Origin of the sequence: Enterobacter cloacae complex sp. 2015409, from assembly GCF_041365315.1 — a bacterium.
In the GTDB taxonomy this organism is placed as follows: domain Bacteria; phylum Pseudomonadota; class Gammaproteobacteria; order Enterobacterales; family Enterobacteriaceae; genus Enterobacter; species Enterobacter pseudoroggenkampii.
The window spans coordinates 18,537-36,985 of record NZ_JBFTVM010000003.1 but is presented as its reverse complement, the minus strand read 5'-3'; the positions used below and the strand labels follow the sequence as shown (position 1 = coordinate 36,985).

The following is an 18,449-nucleotide window of genomic DNA, read 5'->3' as shown; positions in this document are numbered from 1 at the left end:
TGCTGATATGAATAATAAAATGTATTCCGCAGGATGACATTAAACAAGGAAAAGAAATGAATCTATTTGAACAAACACCGCCTTCACGCAGGCGCTATGGGCTCGCCGCATTCGTCGGTTTAATTGCAGGGATTGTCTCCGCGTTTGTCAAATGGGGAGCCGAAGTGCCGCTTCCGCCACGCAGTCCCACCGATTTATTTACCGGCGCATGCGGGCCTGAGCAATTAATAAGAGCCGCAAGCCAGATTGACTGTTCACGTAATTTTTTAAACCCTCCCTATGTATTTTTACGTGACTGGCTGGGTGTTGTTGATCCTAACGCAGCTGTTTATACATTTGCCGGACATATATTTAACTGGGTCGGCGTGACGCATATTATTTTCTCAATCGTCTTCGCTGTCGGGTATTGTGTCGTTGCTGAAGTCTTCCCGAAAATTAAACTCTGGCAGGGTTTGCTGGCGGGTGCGTTAGCTCAGCTCTTTGTGCATATGATCTCCTTCCCGCTGATGGGGCTGACGCCACCGCTGTTTGAGCTGCCGTGGTATGAACACGTTTCAGAGATCGTAGGCCATCTGGTCTGGTTCTGGTCGATCGAAATCATTCGTCGTGATTTACGTAACCGCATCACGCACGAGCCGGATCCGGAGATACCGCTGGGTCACTTACGCTAAAAGAAAGGCGCTACTGATGTAGCGCCTTTTTTATGAAGGAGTCAGGTCAGGCTGTGCCGCCCACCGTCAGGTTGTCCACTTTCAGCGTTGGCTGGCCCACGCCAACCGGCAGGCTCTGGCCCTCTTTACCGCAGACGCCCACGCCGTTATCCAGCTTCAGATCGTTACCAACCATCGAGATCTGCTGCATGGCTTCAATACCGGAGCCAATCAGCGTTGCACCTTTCACCGCTTTGGTCACTTTGCCCTTCTCGATCAGGTACGCTTCTGAAGTAGAGAAGACAAACTTACCGGAGGTGATGTCCACCTGGCCGCCGCCAAAGTTTGGCGCAAAGATACCGTAATCAACGGATTCGATAATCTCCTGCGGCGTGGATTTGCCCGGCAGCATGTAAGTGTTGGTCATGCGCGGCATCGGCAGATGCGCGTAAGATTCACGGCGTCCGTTGCCCGTCGGCGCAACACCCATCAGGCGCGCGTTGAGTTTGTCCTGCATGTAGCCTTTCAGCACGCCGTTTTCGATCAGCACATTGTACTGGCCTGGCGTACCTTCATCGTCGATAGCCACCGAGCCACGGCGATCGCGCATGGTGCCGTCATCCACCACGGTGCACAGCTCAGAGGAGACAAGCTGCCCGATCTGACCGCTGAACACGGACGTCCCGCGACGGTTAAAGTCGCCTTCCAGGCCATGGCCTACCGCCTCATGCAACAATACGCCCGGCCAGCCGGCACCCAGCACCACCGGGAATGAGCCCGCCGGCGCCGCGACGGCATTCAGATTCACCAGCGCCATACGGACGGCTTCTTTTGCCCACGCGTCAGCGCGCGCTTCACCGTCAACGTCGCCCAGGAACCAGTCATAGCCGAAACGACCGCCGCCGCCGCTTGAGCCGCGCTCGCGTTTGCCGTCCTCATCAACCTGCACGCTGATGGAGAGACGCACCAGCGGGCGAACATCTGCCGCCAGGGTGCCGTCCGTTGCCGCCACCAGAATCAGTTCATACACACCGCTCAGGCTGGCTGAAACTTCCTGCACGCGTTTGTCCGCCGCGCGGGCGACTTTGTCCACGCGACGCAGGATATCCAGCTTCTCTTCACGGCTCATGCTCTGCAGCGGATCGATGCTGGTATAGAGCGCAGAGTGCTGCACTTCTCCGAGGGTTTTCACGCGACCATCGCCGGTATCACGCACAATGGTACGCGCGGCCTGCGCGCTCTGCTCAAGTGCGGTGAGGCTAATCTGATCGGCATAGGCAAAACCGGTTTTCTCGCCGCTGACGGCACGGACGCCGACGCCCTGGTCGATGTTGTAGGAGCCATCTTTGATGATGCTGTCTTCTAAAACCCAGGATTCGTGATAGCTCGACTGGAAATAAAGGTCGCCGTAGTCGAGACGGCGTTCGGTCAGTTGACCAAGAATGGAGAACAGGTCCTGATGGCTCAGGCCGTTCGCTGCGAGCAAATGTTCACTTACCAGGTTCAGACTCATCGTATTGCTACTCGTTCGTTGCCGCCCGTGGCGGTATAAAGATCGTATTTATTGAGAGTGAGGCAATTACCTGCCCACGTCAAATCATTGCTGTGCATCTTTGCGCGGCTGGCGCAGCACCTCGTTAATCTGCGGTTTATCTACCGGACCGGTAATGCGGTAGCGCAGAATGGAGACCTTGCTCCAGAGTGGCCCCAGCACTTTACTGGCGGCAAACACCGCCGCACCAACAATCGGGTTCACCACGAAAGCTGCCGCCACACCCACGCTCGCGGAAATTTCCGGTGCCACGACGGCTTCCATATCCAGTTCGCGACGCACGAGGTTAACGGAGCCTTTCATGGCGATATCCGCTTCAAGGCCATCCACCAGCGTGTCGTCCGTGTGCAGAACGCCGTCCTTGATCCACGCCGTACTGCGGATGGAATCGTAGTAGAAACCTTCGTTGAAGGTATCACTGAAATCGAAGCGCAGCTTGCGCAGCAGCGCGTCAAAACTCAGCAGGCGCAGGATCTGTCCGGCACGCCCCGTGCTTACGTCGGCGATCTCACCTTTGCCGAAGTGGGTTTTCAGAATGCCGTTAAGCGAGGCCTCATCCGGCTTCCACGGGGCGTCGCGCCAGTGAAGATCGTAATCAACGTCAAATGACGAGCCGCGCAGCGGCGTGCTGATACCAAAGAAACTGGCTGCCGCATCCAGTTTGTTGCCTTTAATGTCGCCCTTCAGGGACGTCCGCTGCTCGCCCGGGTTATTCACCCATTCCCCTGCGGCCGTCATGCGGCCAAATCCGGTATCAACCAGACCGCCGGAGAGCGTAAGCGTGTTTCCCAGGATGGCAAAATCACCGTCGATGCGGCCATATTTCTGCCCCCACAGCCAGCACTCCGCACAGCGCAGCTGGAGATCGGGCCAGCCGCTAAAATCGACGCGGGAGGTATGACTCAGCGGCGACGTCTCTGCCGGGTTATCTTTCCCGCTCGCAGCGCTTGCCGGGTTGTAGTAGAGGTAGCGGATCGCCGCCTGCCACGGAGCGTGATTGCGCATGGTCAGCGTACCGTTGATCTCTCTGCCCTGGGCCTCCACCTTCGTGCCGTTAGCGCCAGGCTGCGAGACAATGCTCAGGTTGTTCCACTGCTGCCCGCCCAGCATCAGCGACGGCGTACGTACGGTAATGGTTTGCGGGAACTGGGCGGTTTCATCAACGTTTTGCCCAACGCCTTTCTGGAACAGCGCCAGCCACTCAGCACCGTCCATCGGCGGGAGGTTCAGCTCAATGCCCGTCTGCTCCGGCAGCGGCGGCGTGGAGCGGCTATCCGTTGTCCAAATGGCTTTATCGAGGGTGAGCTTGCGGTTAAGCAGCCAGCGGCTGTTGAAATGGTTTGTCCCACCCGCGCTGCCGGTCAGCGCGAAGCTGTTCAGGTTGCCATCGACGTTCAGCTTTACCGGCAGCGGCTGTCCGGCCTGTTTATCCAGCGGCGCAGGCAGCTGGCTCTGAAGGTTTTTCAGATCGCCCGTGATGTCGACCTTATACTGGGCACCCGCGTGATAAGGCAGGTCGATTGCCACTTTACCCTGCCAGGCAACCGCCCCCTCCACTGACGCCTCAATGGGCTTCGGCAGGACGTCCATACGTGATGGTTGCCAGTTACCGTCCAGATTGACGGCTACCTGATAGGCCTTTTCACCCTCGGTCGTCGTGAAGTCAATATTAACAGGCTGATTAAACCAGCTCGCCGTAAGTGGCTCGCTCTTCAGGTTACCGTTCTCAAAGCTGAACTGCCCGCTGAGATTTTTCAGCGTGCTCTCAAGGGGTTTGATGAACAGGCTGTTGTTCTTCAGACGGACGTCGCCTTTGGCGGTGGTCATCTTGCCGTCCAGCGGGATATCAAGATGTAAGCGAGCATTCACATCGCCATCAAGCTGCAGCTGTTGAAGCGTCGCGGCCAGCGACTCTTTCAGCGGCGTCTCCTCAAAGTACGGTCCGACCGCCTTGCCGGGACCGTTGATGTCGGCATCAATCAGCAGCTTCTCTTTTGAGTAGTCCGGAATGTTGGCCGTCAGGTTACTGGCCGTCACGCCGCCCAGCGCCACGCTGTCGGACTTCATCCACAGGCCGTCATTGAGGAAATTAAGTTCGATATCCAGGTTTTTCAGCGCGGGCCAGCCCGGCTGGAACGCGAAGGTGGCGTTATGCAGCGGCACCAGCACCTGGAACTGGCCTTCATTATGTTTATACGGGAAAAGATGCGGATTTCCGCCGTAGACCAGCGTGGCATTGTCCGCCTGACCGCCCTGAATCGCCCCGCTGAGATAGTCTACCAGCGCTTTTCCCATCAGGTTTTCCGGGAAGTAGCGCCAGGCCTGAGAGCCGTCATCGGTGCTGATCCCGGCGAGAATACCCAGCCACGGCTCATCCCCTTCAGGCTGCAGATAGCGGAAATCGCCGCGCGCGTGCACCGCTTTGGCTTTCACATCGATATGGCGGCCATCAAGCTGGAAACCCTTGTCGTTACGGAGCCAGTTAAGCACCGCGCTGCCCTGTTTGATTTCCAGCGGCGCGCGGAAGACCGTCTCGTAAGGCATTTTGGCGTCGTGCATATCAACCGTCAGCCTGCCGTTTTCCACGCTACCTTCTAGCTTGCCGCTAAAGTGCTCTGCACCCGGCAGCAGCTTCCACTGCTTCCAGGCAAGATCTTTCCACGTTGCCTGGAAGCGGGTTTTTTCCGTCGCCTGGAGCGGGATATCCAGCGCCAGAGCGTCTATCTTCCCGCTCGGCTGCGTTGCCAGCCAGATCTCGCCCAGGTCCGGAGAGAGCTTTGCCGCCATCGAGCGCAGCCCTTCAATGGCGGCCAAATCCAGGTTGCTGGCACGAATGCGCAGCTCGTCGCTGCGTTTACTGGCCGTGCCACCGACATCCTGCTCCGGCATCCAGGCCAGCGTCAGCGCACCGCGCGGCCACGGCTTGCCGTCCATCGTGATGCGCGTATCGGGAATGGCAAACTGCCAGCCCTCTTTCTCCTGCGTTACGTGTGCGGTGAGGTTATCGACGGAAAGCTGATGCTGTTGTTTTTCGCCTTTCCAGCTCGCGCCCCCCTGCTTGAGCCAGATATCACCGCTGGCAAATTCGCCTTTCGTCAGGGTCAGCCAGCCTTCAAGACTGAAGCGGGCCGTTTCCAGCTGCATATTTTGCTGGAGCCAGTCGCCCAGCCACGGCTTGACGTCCACATCGTCGGCCTGCAGCCAGACTTTGCCGTTATTTAACAGGCCGTCATCGTCGCGCAGATCCATGCGCACCTGCATCACGCCGTGCTGGCCGTTCAGGCTTGAGAGATTGACCTGCCCCTCGGCGCGGTGCCGATCCTTACCGTTGAGCCAGGTCAGCTGCGGGATCGCCAGCTCGGCGCGCTGGCCGGAAAGAGTAATAAAGCTCACTTCGCTGTCGCGCAGATCGAAATGATCGAACTGGCGGAGGAAAAGATCGCTGAAGCGGTTGGCTTCAAGCCCCTGACCGCTATCGCTACCCGACAGCGGCGTATTGGTCAGGAACTGGAGCTGATAAAAGGTGAGATCGCGAAACTGCCAGCGCAGATGCAGCAGGCTTTGCCAGACGTCCAGCGCCAGGGTCACGCGTTTGATTTTCAGATAACCGCCATCTTTCAGGCGGGCGTTGATATCCCGGACATCGAGCGTCGGGCCAAAATTTTGCCAGTTAGCGCTGACCTGACTGACGTTCACCGGCACGCCGGTGGTGGATTCGATTTTCGCCAGCAGCTGCGGACGCCAGCTGTCCAGATGCGGCAATACGAGGCGTAGCCCGCTCACGAGCAACGCGACAATCACGACCAGCGTTGCCCCTGTAAGCAATAAAATCCCCGGCAATCGCCTCACGCATCTCTCCTTGTCAGCATTCGTCACGCAGCGTACTGCGTTTACATCATTACGACGTCAAACTGCTCCTGGTTATAGAGCGGTTCAATTTGTACTTTTACCTGTTTGCCGACAAAGATTTCCACTTCCGCCAGCGCGTGTGACTCTTCGCCTTTCAGCGCTTCAGCCACCGCAGGGGAAGCATAGACCAGAAAACGGTCGGAGTCGTAGGCATGATGCACACGCACAATTTCACGCATAATTTCGTAGCAGACGGTCTCAACCGTCTTTACCGTTCCGCGTCCATGGCAGGTCGGGCATTCATTACACAGCACATGCTCCACGCTCTCGCGGGTACGCTTACGCGTCATTTCCACCAGCCCCAACTGTGAGAAGCCGTTGATGCTGGTTTTCACGCGATCTTTACTCAACGCCTGCTCAAGCGAGTGCAGCACGCGGCGACGATGGTCTTCATTACTCATATCGATGAAGTCGATGATGATAATGCCGCCCAGATTGCGCAGACGAAGCTGGCGCGCAATCGCCTGCGTGGCTTCGATGTTGGTGTTGAAGATGGTGTCATCGAGATTGCGATGGCCGACAAACGCGCCGGTGTTAATATCGACGGTGGTCATCGCTTCGGTCTGATCGATGATCAGATAGCCGCCTGACTTCAGTTCAACCTTACGCTCCAGCGCACGCTGGATCTCGTTTTCGACATCATAGAGATCGAAGATCGGCTGACGCCCTGAATAATGCTCCAGCAGGCCAGGCATCTCGGGGATATATTCGGCGGTAAATTCCAGCAGCGCTTCATAGGTCAGGCGCGAGTCCACGCGAATGCGGTCGAGCTGCGCATCAGCAAAGTCACGCAGAACGCGTTGTGCAAGCGCCAGTTCACCGTAGAGCTGGTAGCGGGTCTGGTTGCGTTTTTTACGCTCCATCACTTTGGTCCAGACGCGCTTCAGGTAAGCCGCATCCGACGCCAGGTCTTCCTCGCTGATCCCCTCTGCGGCGGTACGGATGATAAACCCGCCCTGCTCATCGCAGTAGGCACTCACCACTTTCTTCAGACGCTCGCGCTCGGTTTCGCTCTCAATACGCTGCGAAACGCCCACGTGCGACGCGCCGGGCATAAAGACCAGATAGCGGGAAGGTAAGGTGATGTCGGTGGTCAGACGGGCGCCTTTGGTACCGAGGGGATCTTTCACCACCTGCACCATCAGATCCTGTCCCTGACGCACCAGTTCGGAAATGTCGCGCACGGCAAACTGCTTTTGCTCTTCGCCCGCGACGCACTCGGTGTGCGGCATGATATCGGAGGCATGTAAAAATGCCGCCTTATCCAGTCCAATATCTACAAAAGCCGCCTGCATACCCGGTAGTACACGACTGACACGACCTTTGTAGATATTGCCTACTATTCCGCGCCGCGCTTCACGCTCAATATGAATTTCCTGAAGAATGCCACCATCAATATAGGCCACACGGGTTTCCGATGGCGTTACGTTTACCAACAATTCAGCCGTCATAATTATCCCTTCCCTCACGCAGTGAGTTAAAATTGCTCAGCAACTCATACGTTTCCACCAGCGGTAAGCCGACTACGGCGTGATAGCTGCCATGAATCTTCCTGACAAAACAGCCACCCAGCCCCTGAATACCGTATGCACCTGCCTTATCCATTGGTTCACCGCTGGCAATATAAGCGGCGATGTCGTCGTCGGTAAGCACTCTGAACGTCACTTCTGTCACCACCAGGCAATCCAGCACGTGCTGGCTGTCAGCCAGCGCGACGGCCGTCATCACCTGATGCGTATGTCCGGACAGTTTGCGCAGCATGCGCGCCGCATGATCGGCGTCGCGCGGTTTCTCAAGCACTTCACCGTTCAGAATAACGATGGTATCTGCTCCCAGCACGGGGAGATCGCGTGGCACACTGGCCACGCCCGCCTGCGCTTTCTCACGCGCCAGGCGAGACACGTACTGTTGCGCGCTTTCACCCTCAGCACGTTTTTCTTCAATGCCGGTTACGATGCGTTCAAAAGAGACCCCAAGCTGCGTCAGGAGTTCCTGACGGCGCGGGGAGCCGGAAGCGAGATACAAAGACGTCATAGAAACCTTTTATTGCACAGCAAACTGCTGGCGAACCTTACGCATCAGCAGGAATAACCATGGCCAGAGCACACCGTTTACTACACTACTCCAGAACACTTCCGGTCGGAAAGAGACGTTGATCACTAAAAACTCTGCCCAGAAAACAACGATATCCGCAGCGAGCGACAATAGCATCACCACCAGGGCCTGTTGCCAGAGCGCAAGGTTACGGAAGAGCTGGAATTTGAGTGCGACGAGGTACGCAATAATGCTCATGGACAAGGCGCGCACGCCAAGCGTAGAGCCGCTAATGAGATCCAGTATGGCACCCATCACGAAACCTGTGCCGACATTTACGCGATGCGGCAGGGCAAGGATCCAGTAGAGCAAAATGAGCAATACCCAGTTTGGCCGGAAAACGAGAATATCATCCGGCCAGGGCATCACTTGCAGCAACAGTGCAATGAGAAACGAGAGCCAGATGACCCAGCGTCCCTGGCTACGATAGCTTGCCACTACTGCCCTCCCGAAGAGAGTTTAGGCGGTGGCGGCGCATCCGGCAGCGGCTGCGTTAACCCGGTTGCCGGCGCCGGGACTGGCGCAGGCGGCCCCATGGAATCCGCAGGCGGGAGAACCTGCGGCATCATCTGCATCAGGCGCTCATTTGCTACGCGATGCACCTCTTCAGGCGTCATCGGGTTAGCACCGTTACGATCGGCGCCCCACAGCAGCAGCAGATAGCGCAGACGCTGCAAACCGGCGGTTGGACGCGCCTGAATTACGGTATAGGCACGCTGCGTATCCAGCTTCACTGAAGAAACCACCGCAACCGGATAGCCCTCAGGGAAGCGTCCGCCCAGACCGGAGGTCACCAGAACGTCACCCACGCGGATATCCGTGTTAGCCGGCAGGTGTTCCAGCTGCAGGTCGTCCGTACAGCCATTACCGGCCGCAATCACGCGGATGTCGTTGCGCAGAACCTGGATCGGCAGCGCATGCGTGGCATCGCAAATCAGCAGCACGCGGCTGGTCAGTTTGGCCACGGCAACCACCTGGCCCACGACGCCTTTGTCACTGATAACAGGTTGACCTTCATACACCCCGTTCACGCTCCCTTTGTCGATCACAACCTGATCGCTGTAGGGGTCGTTCACGGTGGAGATCACCTGCGTGACCATTTTCTGCTCATCCTGACGCAGCGGCGAGCCGAGCAGCTCACGCAGACGCGCGTTTTCCTGCTTGTATTGCCCCAGCATCAGCAGTTCGCTGTTTTTCAGCAACAGTTCCTGACGTAATGCCCGGTTTTCGAGTTCGAGTTGATCACGTGAAGACAGCGTTTGAGAAACGGAGTCGAGCAGTTCACGGGGACCATTTGAAACAAAGTAGAAAGGACTGACGGCGGTATCCATGTACGTTCTGATCTGGCTGAACGTACCGAGGCGGCTATCGGCAATAATGACCCCAAGCGCAACCAGAACCGCCAGAATAAGGCGAAACTGTAGCGATGGGCCACGGCTAAAAATTGGCTTCATAGGCTATGCGTATTCTCGCGTCAGAGAGAAAGGGTAGCAAATTGCTACCCTCTCAAACTCGACTACTCTTCGCTGAACAAATCGCCGCCGTGCATGTCGATCATTTCCAGCGCCTTGCCACCACCACGGGCGACGCAAGTCAGTGGATCTTCTGCAACTACGACAGGAATACCTGTCTCTTCCATTAACAGGCGGTCGAGGTTACGCAGCAGCGCACCACCACCGGTCAGAACCATACCGCGCTCGGAGATATCGGACGCCAGCTCTGGTGGGCACTGTTCCAGCGCAACCATTACCGCGCTCACGATACCCGTCAGTGGTTCCTGCAGTGCTTCCAGAATTTCGTTGGAGTTCAGGGTGAAACCGCGTGGCACACCTTCAGCCAGGTTACGGCCACGTACTTCGATCTCACGCACTTCATCGCCCGGATACGCAGAGCCGATTTCGTGTTTGATACGCTCTGCGGTGGCCTCACCGATCAGAGAGCCGTAGTTACGGCGTACATAATTAATGATGGCTTCGTCGAAGCGGTCACCACCGATACGTACGGAAGAGGAGTACACCACGCCGTTCAGAGAGATAACGGCCACTTCAGTGGTACCACCACCGATATCCACCACCATGGAACCGGTCGCTTCAGACACAGGCAGACCAGCACCGATGGCCGCCGCCATTGGCTCTTCAATCAGGAACACTTCACGCGCACCTGCGCCCTGGGCAGATTCACGAATTGCGCGACGCTCTACCTGGGTTGCACCAACCGGCACACACACCAGAACACGCGGGCTTGGGCGCATGAAGCTGTTGCTGTGAACCTGCTTGATGAAGTGCTGAAGCATTTTTTCAGTCACGAAGAAGTCGGCGATAACGCCGTCTTTCATTGGGCGAATGGCGGCGATGTTGCCAGGGGTACGACCCAGCATCTGCTTCGCGTCATGACCCACTGCGGCCACGCTTTTCGGCGAGCCTGCACGATCCTGACGAATGGCCACAACAGAAGGCTCATTCAATACGATGCCTTGTCCTTTTACATAAATAAGGGTATTCGCGGTACCCAGGTCAATGGACAGGTCATTGGAAAACATGCCACGAAATTTTTTCAACATACTAAGGGATAATCCTGAAAGCTGGGGCGGAAAACAAAATCCGCTTACTTTACCAACCACACGCAGCAGCGACAAGGCGCAAAAATCATCTGCAACGGTGAAAATTTGTGCAGTACGTTTCCTGATGTTACAAAATCATCCCCTGACTCCCTCAGGGCTGAATAAACAGTAGCGTTCCCCACTGACGTTTGTAACCCGTTAAAGGTCGTTCACTGGCTTTTTGCTCGACATACTCAAAGCTACAGGCGCGATATTCTACGTGAAAACAGCGTAAACGGCAGGTCAAACAGAGTATCTTTGCAAATATTTTTTCACGTTGGTGTCAAGCGGTTGAGAGGCAGCAAAAAAATCCCCCTGACCACCCATCACACCGCGCTCTGTTAACATCTGCCATTCACTTCTGGAGCGCACGCCCGTGGCAAATACTTGTGTTCGCGTTCCCTTGCATGCTTCAACCAGACTCTGTACCAGCAGCTGGTTTTCCGTACGCTTCTCAATATTCCTTACCAGCCCCGGATGTAGCTTTAATAACTCCACATCCAGCTCCTTGATCCAGTTGGTACTGACCAGCGTTAAGCCTGCCTGAGTCACCGCCACACGCGCACCGAGCGCATTGATCAAACGTACTACCGGACGTAACCGGCTGATGTGTTGACCTACATCGGCCTCAGCAAGTTCAAAAATAATGTGTTTGCGTTGCGATTTTTCGCATTGCATTAATGTATCACGAAGCCAGCGCTGAAAACGTGGGCGTATTAATGACTCAACGGTAACCTGTAATGCCAGGCTCTCTTCAGGCCAAAAAGATAAAAACGGAATCAATCGGGTAATTTGCTGGCGGTCATACTCTTCGGACAGGCCAAATTGCAGGACCATCGGCAGATATTCCGCCGAGATAACCTCTTCCGAACCGTCAAAAATACGACACATCAGTTCACGGTGATGAACGTTGCCGTTTTTCATGACCGCGGGTTTTTGATAAATACGTGGTCCACCGCGGCTAAGCATTTGCTCAATCAAAGTACGCCAGCGCACATTACCACGCCCTTTTTCCGGCAGCGAGTCATCGTAAACCGCCCATCCGTTCGCCCCCTGCAACACGGCGTTGCGGGTGGCCGCTTCCGCATGTTCCATCACCTGTTCTGTGGATTGTCCGCCACGCCAGGCGCAGATCCCCATGTGGACCATATCGTCCCTGTCGAGCATTTTGCTCTGCGGCAACGCATCCACCGCTTTCAGCAGCTGGCTGGCGATGCTTTCCGACTCCTTCAGCGTACGATGAGGCAACAATACGGCAAAGTCGCTGCGGTGATAGCGGGCCAGCAGCGCGCCCGGGTAGCGCATAATAAAGGTGGAGAGCAGGTTGATCAGCGTAAAGAGATTTTCTTCCGCAGCCCGCTGTCCCCAGGTATCGCGCAGGAGATCGAAATCGGGCAGGCGAATCATCATCACCACCCCGTGTGTCCCCACTTTTTCTGAATCGTCGAGCAGCGTCGCGAGCTGATTATCAAAGAAAAGACGGTTGTTAAGGCCAGTTTTATTATCCTGGGCGGCATAAGAGCGAATCAGCGTATCCATTCGGCTGCGCTGGTCGCTGGCAAACTGGATTTCCGAGAGCAGCGTATCCAGCGCGCTGCTGGCGCGTGACGGCCACTCATGGACCGAGCCACGCACCTGCGGACCGCGTTCACCGTTAAGGATCCGCACGGAGCGCATCTCCAGCAGCTCCTGGCCGGAGAGCTGTCGGCGCAGCCAGCGGACCGCGAGAAAGATCAGCAGGACGATAAACGCAACGGCGACGGTGAGCGGTGCGGTGGTCATCATTGAACGAAAATAGCTCGCCATCGGATCGAGGTAGACCATGTGTATGGTCATCCCCGGATTTTTCAGGGAATGCACCGTCACTTCCCGATACTGGCTCACCACGCCCGCGGGGCGATAGCTTCCCGGCCGTTCGTGGCTTAAAACACGATGCTTTCCCTGCAGAATGTCGATCTGAACGATATCAACAGGTACCATCAACTCATCGAGCTCACGGGAGAGCGCCGGTAGCGGCGTCGTCAGCAGACGCGCATCAATCACCGATGCAACAGACTGTACCCGGTTAACCAGCTTGTCCTGAATGGCGGTGTAAAAGCTCAGGGAGCAGCCCATAAGCGTGACAAAAATGGTAAGCCCCGTCAGCAAGGTGATAAAAGCCGAGAACTTCGTCGTTAATCGCATCCTTGAGATTACTCCGTGGGTTGATGGGGTAGCGAGTAAGCGCTAACTTGCATTCCAAATGCGGCATACTATCAAATCGGGTGTATCTGGCAATTTATTGCGTTAAATCGGCACTGCGTTTCCCTGAGCGAGTATAGTCTTCAGAAATTATTTTCCAATCATATGAGTCGAGAGGACCCCGTATGCAGGCTTTGATCTTAGAACAGCAGGACGGCAAAACGCTTGCCTCAGTGCAGGCGGTTGAAGAGAGTCGCCTGCCGGAAGGCGAAGTAACCGTCGACATCGACTGGTCCAGTTTAAATTATAAAGATGCGCTGGCGATTACCGGTAAGGGTAAAATCATCCGAAATTTCCCTATGGTGCCGGGGATTGATTTCGCGGGCCGGGTTCATACCAGCGAGGATCCGCGCTTCCACCCGGGCCAGCAGGTGCTGCTCACCGGCTGGGGCGTAGGTGAAAATCACTGGGGCGGGCTGGCAACGCAGGCGCGCGTGAAGGGCGACTGGCTGGTGCCGATGCCGAAAGGCATGGATGGCCGCAAGGCGATGATCGTCGGCACGGCAGGCTTTACCGCCATGCTGTGTGTGATGGCGCTGGAAGATGCGGGCATCCGCCCTGAGTCGGGTGAAATTGTCGTCACCGGTGCCAGCGGCGGCGTGGGCAGCACGGCTGTCACGCTGCTGCACAAGCTGGGCTATCAGGTCGCGGCGGTTTCCGGTCGTGAAAGCACCCACGATTACCTGCGCCAGCTCGGCGCCAGCCGCATTCTCAGCCGTGACGAATTCGCCGAAACTCGTCCACTGGAAAAACAGGTCTGGGCAGGCGCGGTGGATACCGTCGGTGATAAAGTGCTGGCAAAAGTCCTGGCGCAGATGAACTACGGCGGCTGCGTGGCAGCCTGCGGACTGGCGGGCGGATTTGCCCTGCCCACCACCGTGATGCCATTTATTCTGCGTAACGTCCGCCTGCAGGGTGTGGATTCCGTGATGACCCCGCCGGCCCGTCGCCATGAAGCCTGGGAACGTCTGGTACGCGATCTGCCGGAATCCTTCTACACCCGGAGCGCAACGGAGATTACGCTCAGCCAGGCACCGGACTATGCCAGTAAGATCATGGACAACCAGTTCCACGGTCGCGCGCTGGTGAAAATCGCCTAATCTTCAAATTTTCGTGACATATTCGCGCGAATCCCTCTCCTCCGTCATGCTTAGGAAAACGCATGACGGAGGATGCCATGAAAAACCGAAAACTGACGGAAGCCGACGTAACGTCCGAGTCTGTCTTTATGTTACAGCGCCGCCAGATCCTGAAAATGCTTGGTATCAGCGCCACAGCCCTGACGCTCTCTCCGGCGGCACACGCCGACCTGCTAGACTGGTTTAAAGGCAACGATCGGCCGAAGGCTCCTTCCGGCGCCCCGCTCACCTTTACGAAACCCGCCCAATGGAAAAATAAACTGACGCTGACGCCAGAAGATAAAGTCACCGGCTACAACAACTTCTACGAATTTGGTCTCGACAAGGCCGATCCTGCCGCCAACGCAGGCAGCCTCAAAACCGATCCGTGGACGCTGAAGATTGATGGCGAAGTGGCAAAACCCCTGACGCTGGACCACCACGATCTCACCACCCGTTTCCCACTCGAAGAGCGTATCTATCGCATGCGCTGCGTGGAGGCCTGGTCGATGGTGGTGCCCTGGGTCGGCTTCCCGCTGCATAAACTGCTGGCGATGGTTGAGCCCACCAGCAACGCAAAATATGTCGCTTTCCAGACGCGCTATGCGCCGGACGAGATGCCCGGGCAGAAAGATCGGTTTATCGGCGGCGGGCTTGAGTATCCGTATGTGGAAGGGTTACGCCTCGACGAAGCCATGCATCCCCTTACCCTGCTGACCGTCGGCGTGTACGGCAAGGCGCTTCCGCCGCAGAACGGCGCCCCCATTCGTTTAACCGTACCGTGGAAATACGGTTTCAAAGGAATTAAGTCCATCGTCAGCATTAAGCTCACCCGCGAGCGTCCGCCCACCACCTGGAATCTGGCGGCTCCGAACGAATACGGTTTCTTCGCCAACGTGAACCCGCATGTGGATCACCCGCGCTGGTCGCAGGCAACCGAGCGGTTTATCGGTTCCGGCGGTGCGCTGGACGTGAAGCGTCAGCCCACGCTGCTGTTTAACGGCTATGCGGATGAAGTGGCCTCGCTGTACCGTGGCCTCAATTTACGGGAGAACTTCTGAGTGCGTTTAACGGCAAAACAGATTACCTGGCTGAAAGTGCTGCTGCACCTGGCCGGGTTACTTCCTTTTATATGGCTGTTCTGGGCCGCCAGCCAGGGGCTCTTTAGCGCAGACCCGGCCAAGGATATCCAGCATTTTACCGGTCGGATGGCTCTGAAATTTTTGCTGGCCACCTTGCTCGTTTCGCCGCTGGCGCGCTACGCTAAACAGCCACTATTGATACGCACCCGTCGGCTGTTAGGGCTATGGTGTTTTGCCTGGGCGACGCTGCACCTCACCAGCTATGCCCTGCTGGAACTGGGAATTAACAATCTGGCACTGCTTGGCCGCGAACTGGTGACACGCCCTTATCTGACGCTGGGTATTGTGAGCTGGGTGATTTTACTGGCGTTAGCGCTGACCTCCACGCAATATGCGCAGCGAAAACTGGGCAGGCGCTGGCAGCTGCTGCACAACTTCGTCTATCTTGTCGCGATCCTCGCCCCCATTCATTACCTGTGGTCGGTGAAGATCCTCTCCCCGCAGCCGGTCCTGTACGCACTGGCCGCCGTGGCGCTTTTAGCATGGCGTTACAAGAAGTTCCGCCAGTGGTTGCGATAGTTCGCGAAACTGTGCGTTTTCCCGCATATTCCCCGTCAACCGCAAATCTTTTTCGGATAGCGGTTGATAATCTTCCCTGATAAGACCAGTATTTAGCTGCTAAATGCTACGAAATCGTTATAATGTGCGACCTTGGTTCGCCTGACAGCGGTTTTAAGCCTCTGAAAAGGTGACATTTGCGTTTCGAAGGTATATTTTGTTTTTTACCCGAAAATCGCAGGAGATAGCGGCATAATGACTGATAAGTTCCACATCTTAGTTTTGAACGGACCGAACCTGAACATGCTCGGAACCCGTGAGCCAGAGAAGTACGGCACGCTGACATTGAGTGAAATTGTTAACCGTCTGGGAACGGAAGCAGCGTCACTGAATGTGGATTTGGATCATTTTCAGTCGAATGCGGAGTACGCAATCATCGACCGTATTCATCAGGCTAAAGACAATGTGGACTATATCCTGATCAATCCGGCCGCGTTTACGCACACCAGTGTTGCTATCCGCGACGCACTGCTCGCGGTGAGTATCCCGTTTATCGAGATCCACCTGAGTAACGTGCACGCCCGAGAGCCGTTCCGCCACCATTCGTATCTGTCAGATATCGCTGCTGGCGTTATCTGTGGACTGGGCGCAGACGGCTATTCATACGCTTTACAGACAGCGGTAAAACGCTTGTCACAATCACACTAAACAAGAGTACGGAACCCACTCATGGATATTCGTAAGATTAAAAAACTGATCGAGCTGGTTGAAGAATCAGGCATCTCCGAACTGGAAATTTCTGAAGGCGAAGAGTCTGTACGCATCAGCCGTGCAGCCCCAGCCGCTAGCTTCCCGGTAATGCAGCAGGCTTATGCTGCGCCAGTGCAGCAGCCTGCGCTCTCCGCAGCCGTTGCGCCAGCAGCTGAAGCCGCACCTGCCGCTGCAGCAGAAATCAGTGGTCACATCGTACGTTCCCCAATGGTTGGTACTTTCTACCGCACCCCGAGCCCGGACGCGAAGGCGTTCATCGAAGTGGGTCAGAAAGTCAACGTAGGCGATACCCTGTGCATCGTTGAAGCGATGAAAATGATGAACCAGATCGAAGCAGACAAATCAGGTACTGTGAAAGCGATTCTGGTCGAAAGTGGTCAGCCGGTTGAATTTGACGAGCCGCTGGTCGTCATCGAGTAACGAGGCGTACATGCTGGATAAAATTGTTATCGCCAACCGCGGCGAGATCGCACTGCGTATTCTTCGTGCCTGTAAAGAACTGGGCATCAAGACCGTCGCTGTGCACTCAAGCGCGGATCGCGATTTAAAACACGTATTGCTGGCGGATGAGACGGTCTGTATTGGCCCGGCTCCGTCCGTAAAAAGCTATCTGAACATCCCGGCTATCATCAGCGCCGCTGAAATCACCGGCGCGGTGGCAATTCATCCGGGTTACGGCTTCCTCTCTGAGAACGCCAACTTTGCTGAGCAGGTTGAACGCTCTGGCTTCATCTTCATCGGCCCGAAAGCCGACACCATCCGCCTGATGGGCGACAAAGTGTCTGCAATCACCGCGATGAAAAAAGCCGGTGTGCCAACCGTACCAGGCTCTGACGGCCCTCTGACCGACGACATGGATGCTAACCGTGCTCATGCTAAACGCATTGGCTACCCGGTTATCATCAAGGCTTCCGGCGGCGGCGGCGGTCGCGGTATGCGCGTTGTGCGTAGCGATGCTGACCTGGCGCAGTCCATCTCCATGACCAAAGCTGAAGCGAAAGCCGCTTTCAGCAATGACATGGTATACATGGAAAAATACCTGGAAAACCCACGCCACATCGAAATTCAGGTGCTGGCTGACGGTCAGGGTAACGCGATCTATCTGGCAGAACGTGACTGCTCCATGCAGCGTCGTCACCAGAAAGTGGTCGAAGAAGCGCCAGCACCGGGTATTACCCCGGAACTGCGTCGCTACATCGGCGAGCGTTGCGCCAAAGCGTGTGTCGATATCGGCTATCGCGGGGCGGGTACCTTTGAGTTCCTGTTCGAAAACGGCGAGTTCTATTTCATCGAAATGAACACCCGTATTCAGGTTGAACACCCGGTTACCGAAATGATCACCGGCGTTGACCTGATCAAAGAACAGCTGCGTATCGCAGCCGGTCAGCCGCTGTCCATCAAGCAGGAAGAAGTTGTGGTGAAAGGCCATGCGATCGAGTGTCGTATCAACGCCGAAGACCCGAACACCTTCCTGCCAAGCCCGGGTAAAATCACGCGTTTCCACGCGCCGGGCGGCTTTGGCGTGCGTTGGGAATCTCATATCTACGCCGGTTACACCGTACCGCCGTACTATGACTCAATGATCGGTAAACTCATCTGCTACGGCGAAAACCGTGACGTGGCGATTGCCCGCATGAAGAACGCCCTGCAGGAGCTGATCATCGACGGTATCAAAACCAACGTTGATCTGCAGATGCGCATTATGAGCGACGAGCACTTCCAGAATGGTGGAACCAACATCCACTATCTCGAGAAGAAACTCGGTCTTAACGAGAAGTAAGACTGCGCGCACATGAAAAGGCCGGATTATCCGGCCTTTTTTATTTCTGGGGCCTGGAAAGCCTCATCATGTACAATCCCCGCTTTCTTCATCCA

15 protein-coding genes are annotated in these 18,449 nt (G+C 56.1%); 7 read left to right on the top strand and 8 right to left on the bottom strand.

Going from position 1 to position 18,449, the window contains the following annotated elements:
* Nucleotides 1-56 precede the first annotated feature (56 nt).
* Nucleotides 57-671 carry a YagU family protein gene (locus ACDO57_RS16150; protein ID WP_024906328.1) on the top strand — a complete coding sequence of 205 codons (615 nt, stop codon included), beginning with the start codon at nt 57-59 and terminating at the stop codon, nt 669-671.
* 46 nt (nt 672-717) lie between these two features.
* Here the strand turns inward: ACDO57_RS16150 and tldD are convergent, their stop codons facing one another.
* From tldD to csrD, 8 genes are all read right to left on the bottom strand, one after another.
* Nucleotides 718-2,163: a metalloprotease TldD gene (tldD, locus tag ACDO57_RS16145; RefSeq protein WP_024906327.1), complete on the bottom strand. Its 1,446-nt coding sequence runs from the start codon at nt 2,161-2,163 to the stop codon at nt 718-720.
* An 84-nt stretch (nt 2,164-2,247) separates the two neighbouring features.
* A complete protein-coding gene (gene yhdP, locus ACDO57_RS16140; protein ID WP_248272487.1) occupies nt 2,248-6,051 on the bottom strand; it encodes an AsmA2 domain-containing protein YhdP in 3,804 nt (1,267 codons plus the stop codon).
* A 41-nt stretch (nt 6,052-6,092) separates the two neighbouring features.
* On the bottom strand, nt 6,093-7,562 hold the full coding sequence (rng, locus tag ACDO57_RS16135; protein WP_010436156.1) for a ribonuclease G: 1,470 nt from the start codon (nt 7,560-7,562) through the stop codon (nt 6,093-6,095).
* Nucleotides 7,552-8,145, bottom strand: a complete 594-nt coding sequence (locus ACDO57_RS16130) for a nucleoside triphosphate pyrophosphatase (protein WP_370884263.1) — start codon at nt 8,143-8,145, stop codon at nt 7,552-7,554. The genes rng and ACDO57_RS16130 overlap by 11 nt, the downstream gene beginning before the upstream one ends.
* A 9-nt stretch (nt 8,146-8,154) precedes the next feature.
* A complete protein-coding gene (gene mreD, locus ACDO57_RS16125; RefSeq protein WP_023309399.1) occupies nt 8,155-8,643 on the bottom strand; it encodes a rod shape-determining protein MreD in 489 nt (162 codons plus the stop codon).
* Nucleotides 8,643-9,659 carry a rod shape-determining protein MreC gene (gene mreC / locus ACDO57_RS16120; protein WP_023309400.1) on the bottom strand — a complete coding sequence of 339 codons (1,017 nt, stop codon included), beginning with the start codon at nt 9,657-9,659 and terminating at the stop codon, nt 8,643-8,645. The genes mreD and mreC overlap by 1 nt, the downstream gene beginning before the upstream one ends.
* A gap of 62 nt (nt 9,660-9,721) precedes the next feature.
* Complete coding sequence (mreB, locus tag ACDO57_RS16115) at nt 9,722-10,765, bottom strand: rod shape-determining protein MreB (RefSeq protein ID WP_000913396.1); 1,044 nt, start codon at nt 10,763-10,765, stop codon at nt 9,722-9,724.
* 282 nt (nt 10,766-11,047) lie between these two features.
* Complete coding sequence (gene csrD / locus ACDO57_RS16110; RefSeq protein WP_048989768.1) at nt 11,048-12,988, bottom strand: RNase E specificity factor CsrD; 1,941 nt, start codon at nt 12,986-12,988, stop codon at nt 11,048-11,050.
* Nucleotides 12,989-13,170: 182 nt separating this feature from the next.
* Here csrD and ACDO57_RS16105 point away from each other — a divergent pair, with 182 nt between their 5' ends.
* The 6 genes from ACDO57_RS16105 to accC all read left to right on the top strand — a co-directional run bounded on the left by ACDO57_RS16105 (nt 13,171) and on the right by accC (nt 18,354).
* A complete protein-coding gene (locus ACDO57_RS16105) occupies nt 13,171-14,145 on the top strand; it encodes an MDR family oxidoreductase (RefSeq protein ID WP_370884262.1) in 975 nt (324 codons plus the stop codon).
* 77 nt (nt 14,146-14,222) lie between these two features.
* Nucleotides 14,223-15,224 carry a protein-methionine-sulfoxide reductase catalytic subunit MsrP gene (msrP, locus tag ACDO57_RS16100; protein WP_370884261.1) on the top strand — a complete coding sequence of 334 codons (1,002 nt, stop codon included), beginning with the start codon at nt 14,223-14,225 and terminating at the stop codon, nt 15,222-15,224.
* The gene (gene msrQ / locus ACDO57_RS16095; RefSeq protein ID WP_024906321.1) at nt 15,225-15,824 is read left to right on the top strand and encodes a protein-methionine-sulfoxide reductase heme-binding subunit MsrQ; all 600 of its coding nucleotides are present in this window, start codon (nt 15,225-15,227) and stop codon (nt 15,822-15,824) included. It begins immediately after the preceding gene.
* Between the two features lie 234 nt (nt 15,825-16,058).
* On the top strand, nt 16,059-16,511 hold the full coding sequence (gene aroQ / locus ACDO57_RS16090) for a type II 3-dehydroquinate dehydratase (RefSeq protein ID WP_024906320.1): 453 nt from the start codon (nt 16,059-16,061) through the stop codon (nt 16,509-16,511).
* A gap of 21 nt (nt 16,512-16,532) precedes the next feature.
* Nucleotides 16,533-16,994 carry an acetyl-CoA carboxylase biotin carboxyl carrier protein gene (accB, locus tag ACDO57_RS16085; protein WP_010436174.1) on the top strand — a complete coding sequence of 154 codons (462 nt, stop codon included), beginning with the start codon at nt 16,533-16,535 and terminating at the stop codon, nt 16,992-16,994.
* A 10-nt stretch (nt 16,995-17,004) separates the two neighbouring features.
* Entirely contained in the window at nt 17,005-18,354 is a 1,350-nt protein-coding gene (gene accC, locus ACDO57_RS16080; protein ID WP_024906319.1) for an acetyl-CoA carboxylase biotin carboxylase subunit, read from the top strand.
* The last annotated feature ends 95 nt before the right edge of the window (nt 18,355-18,449 follow it).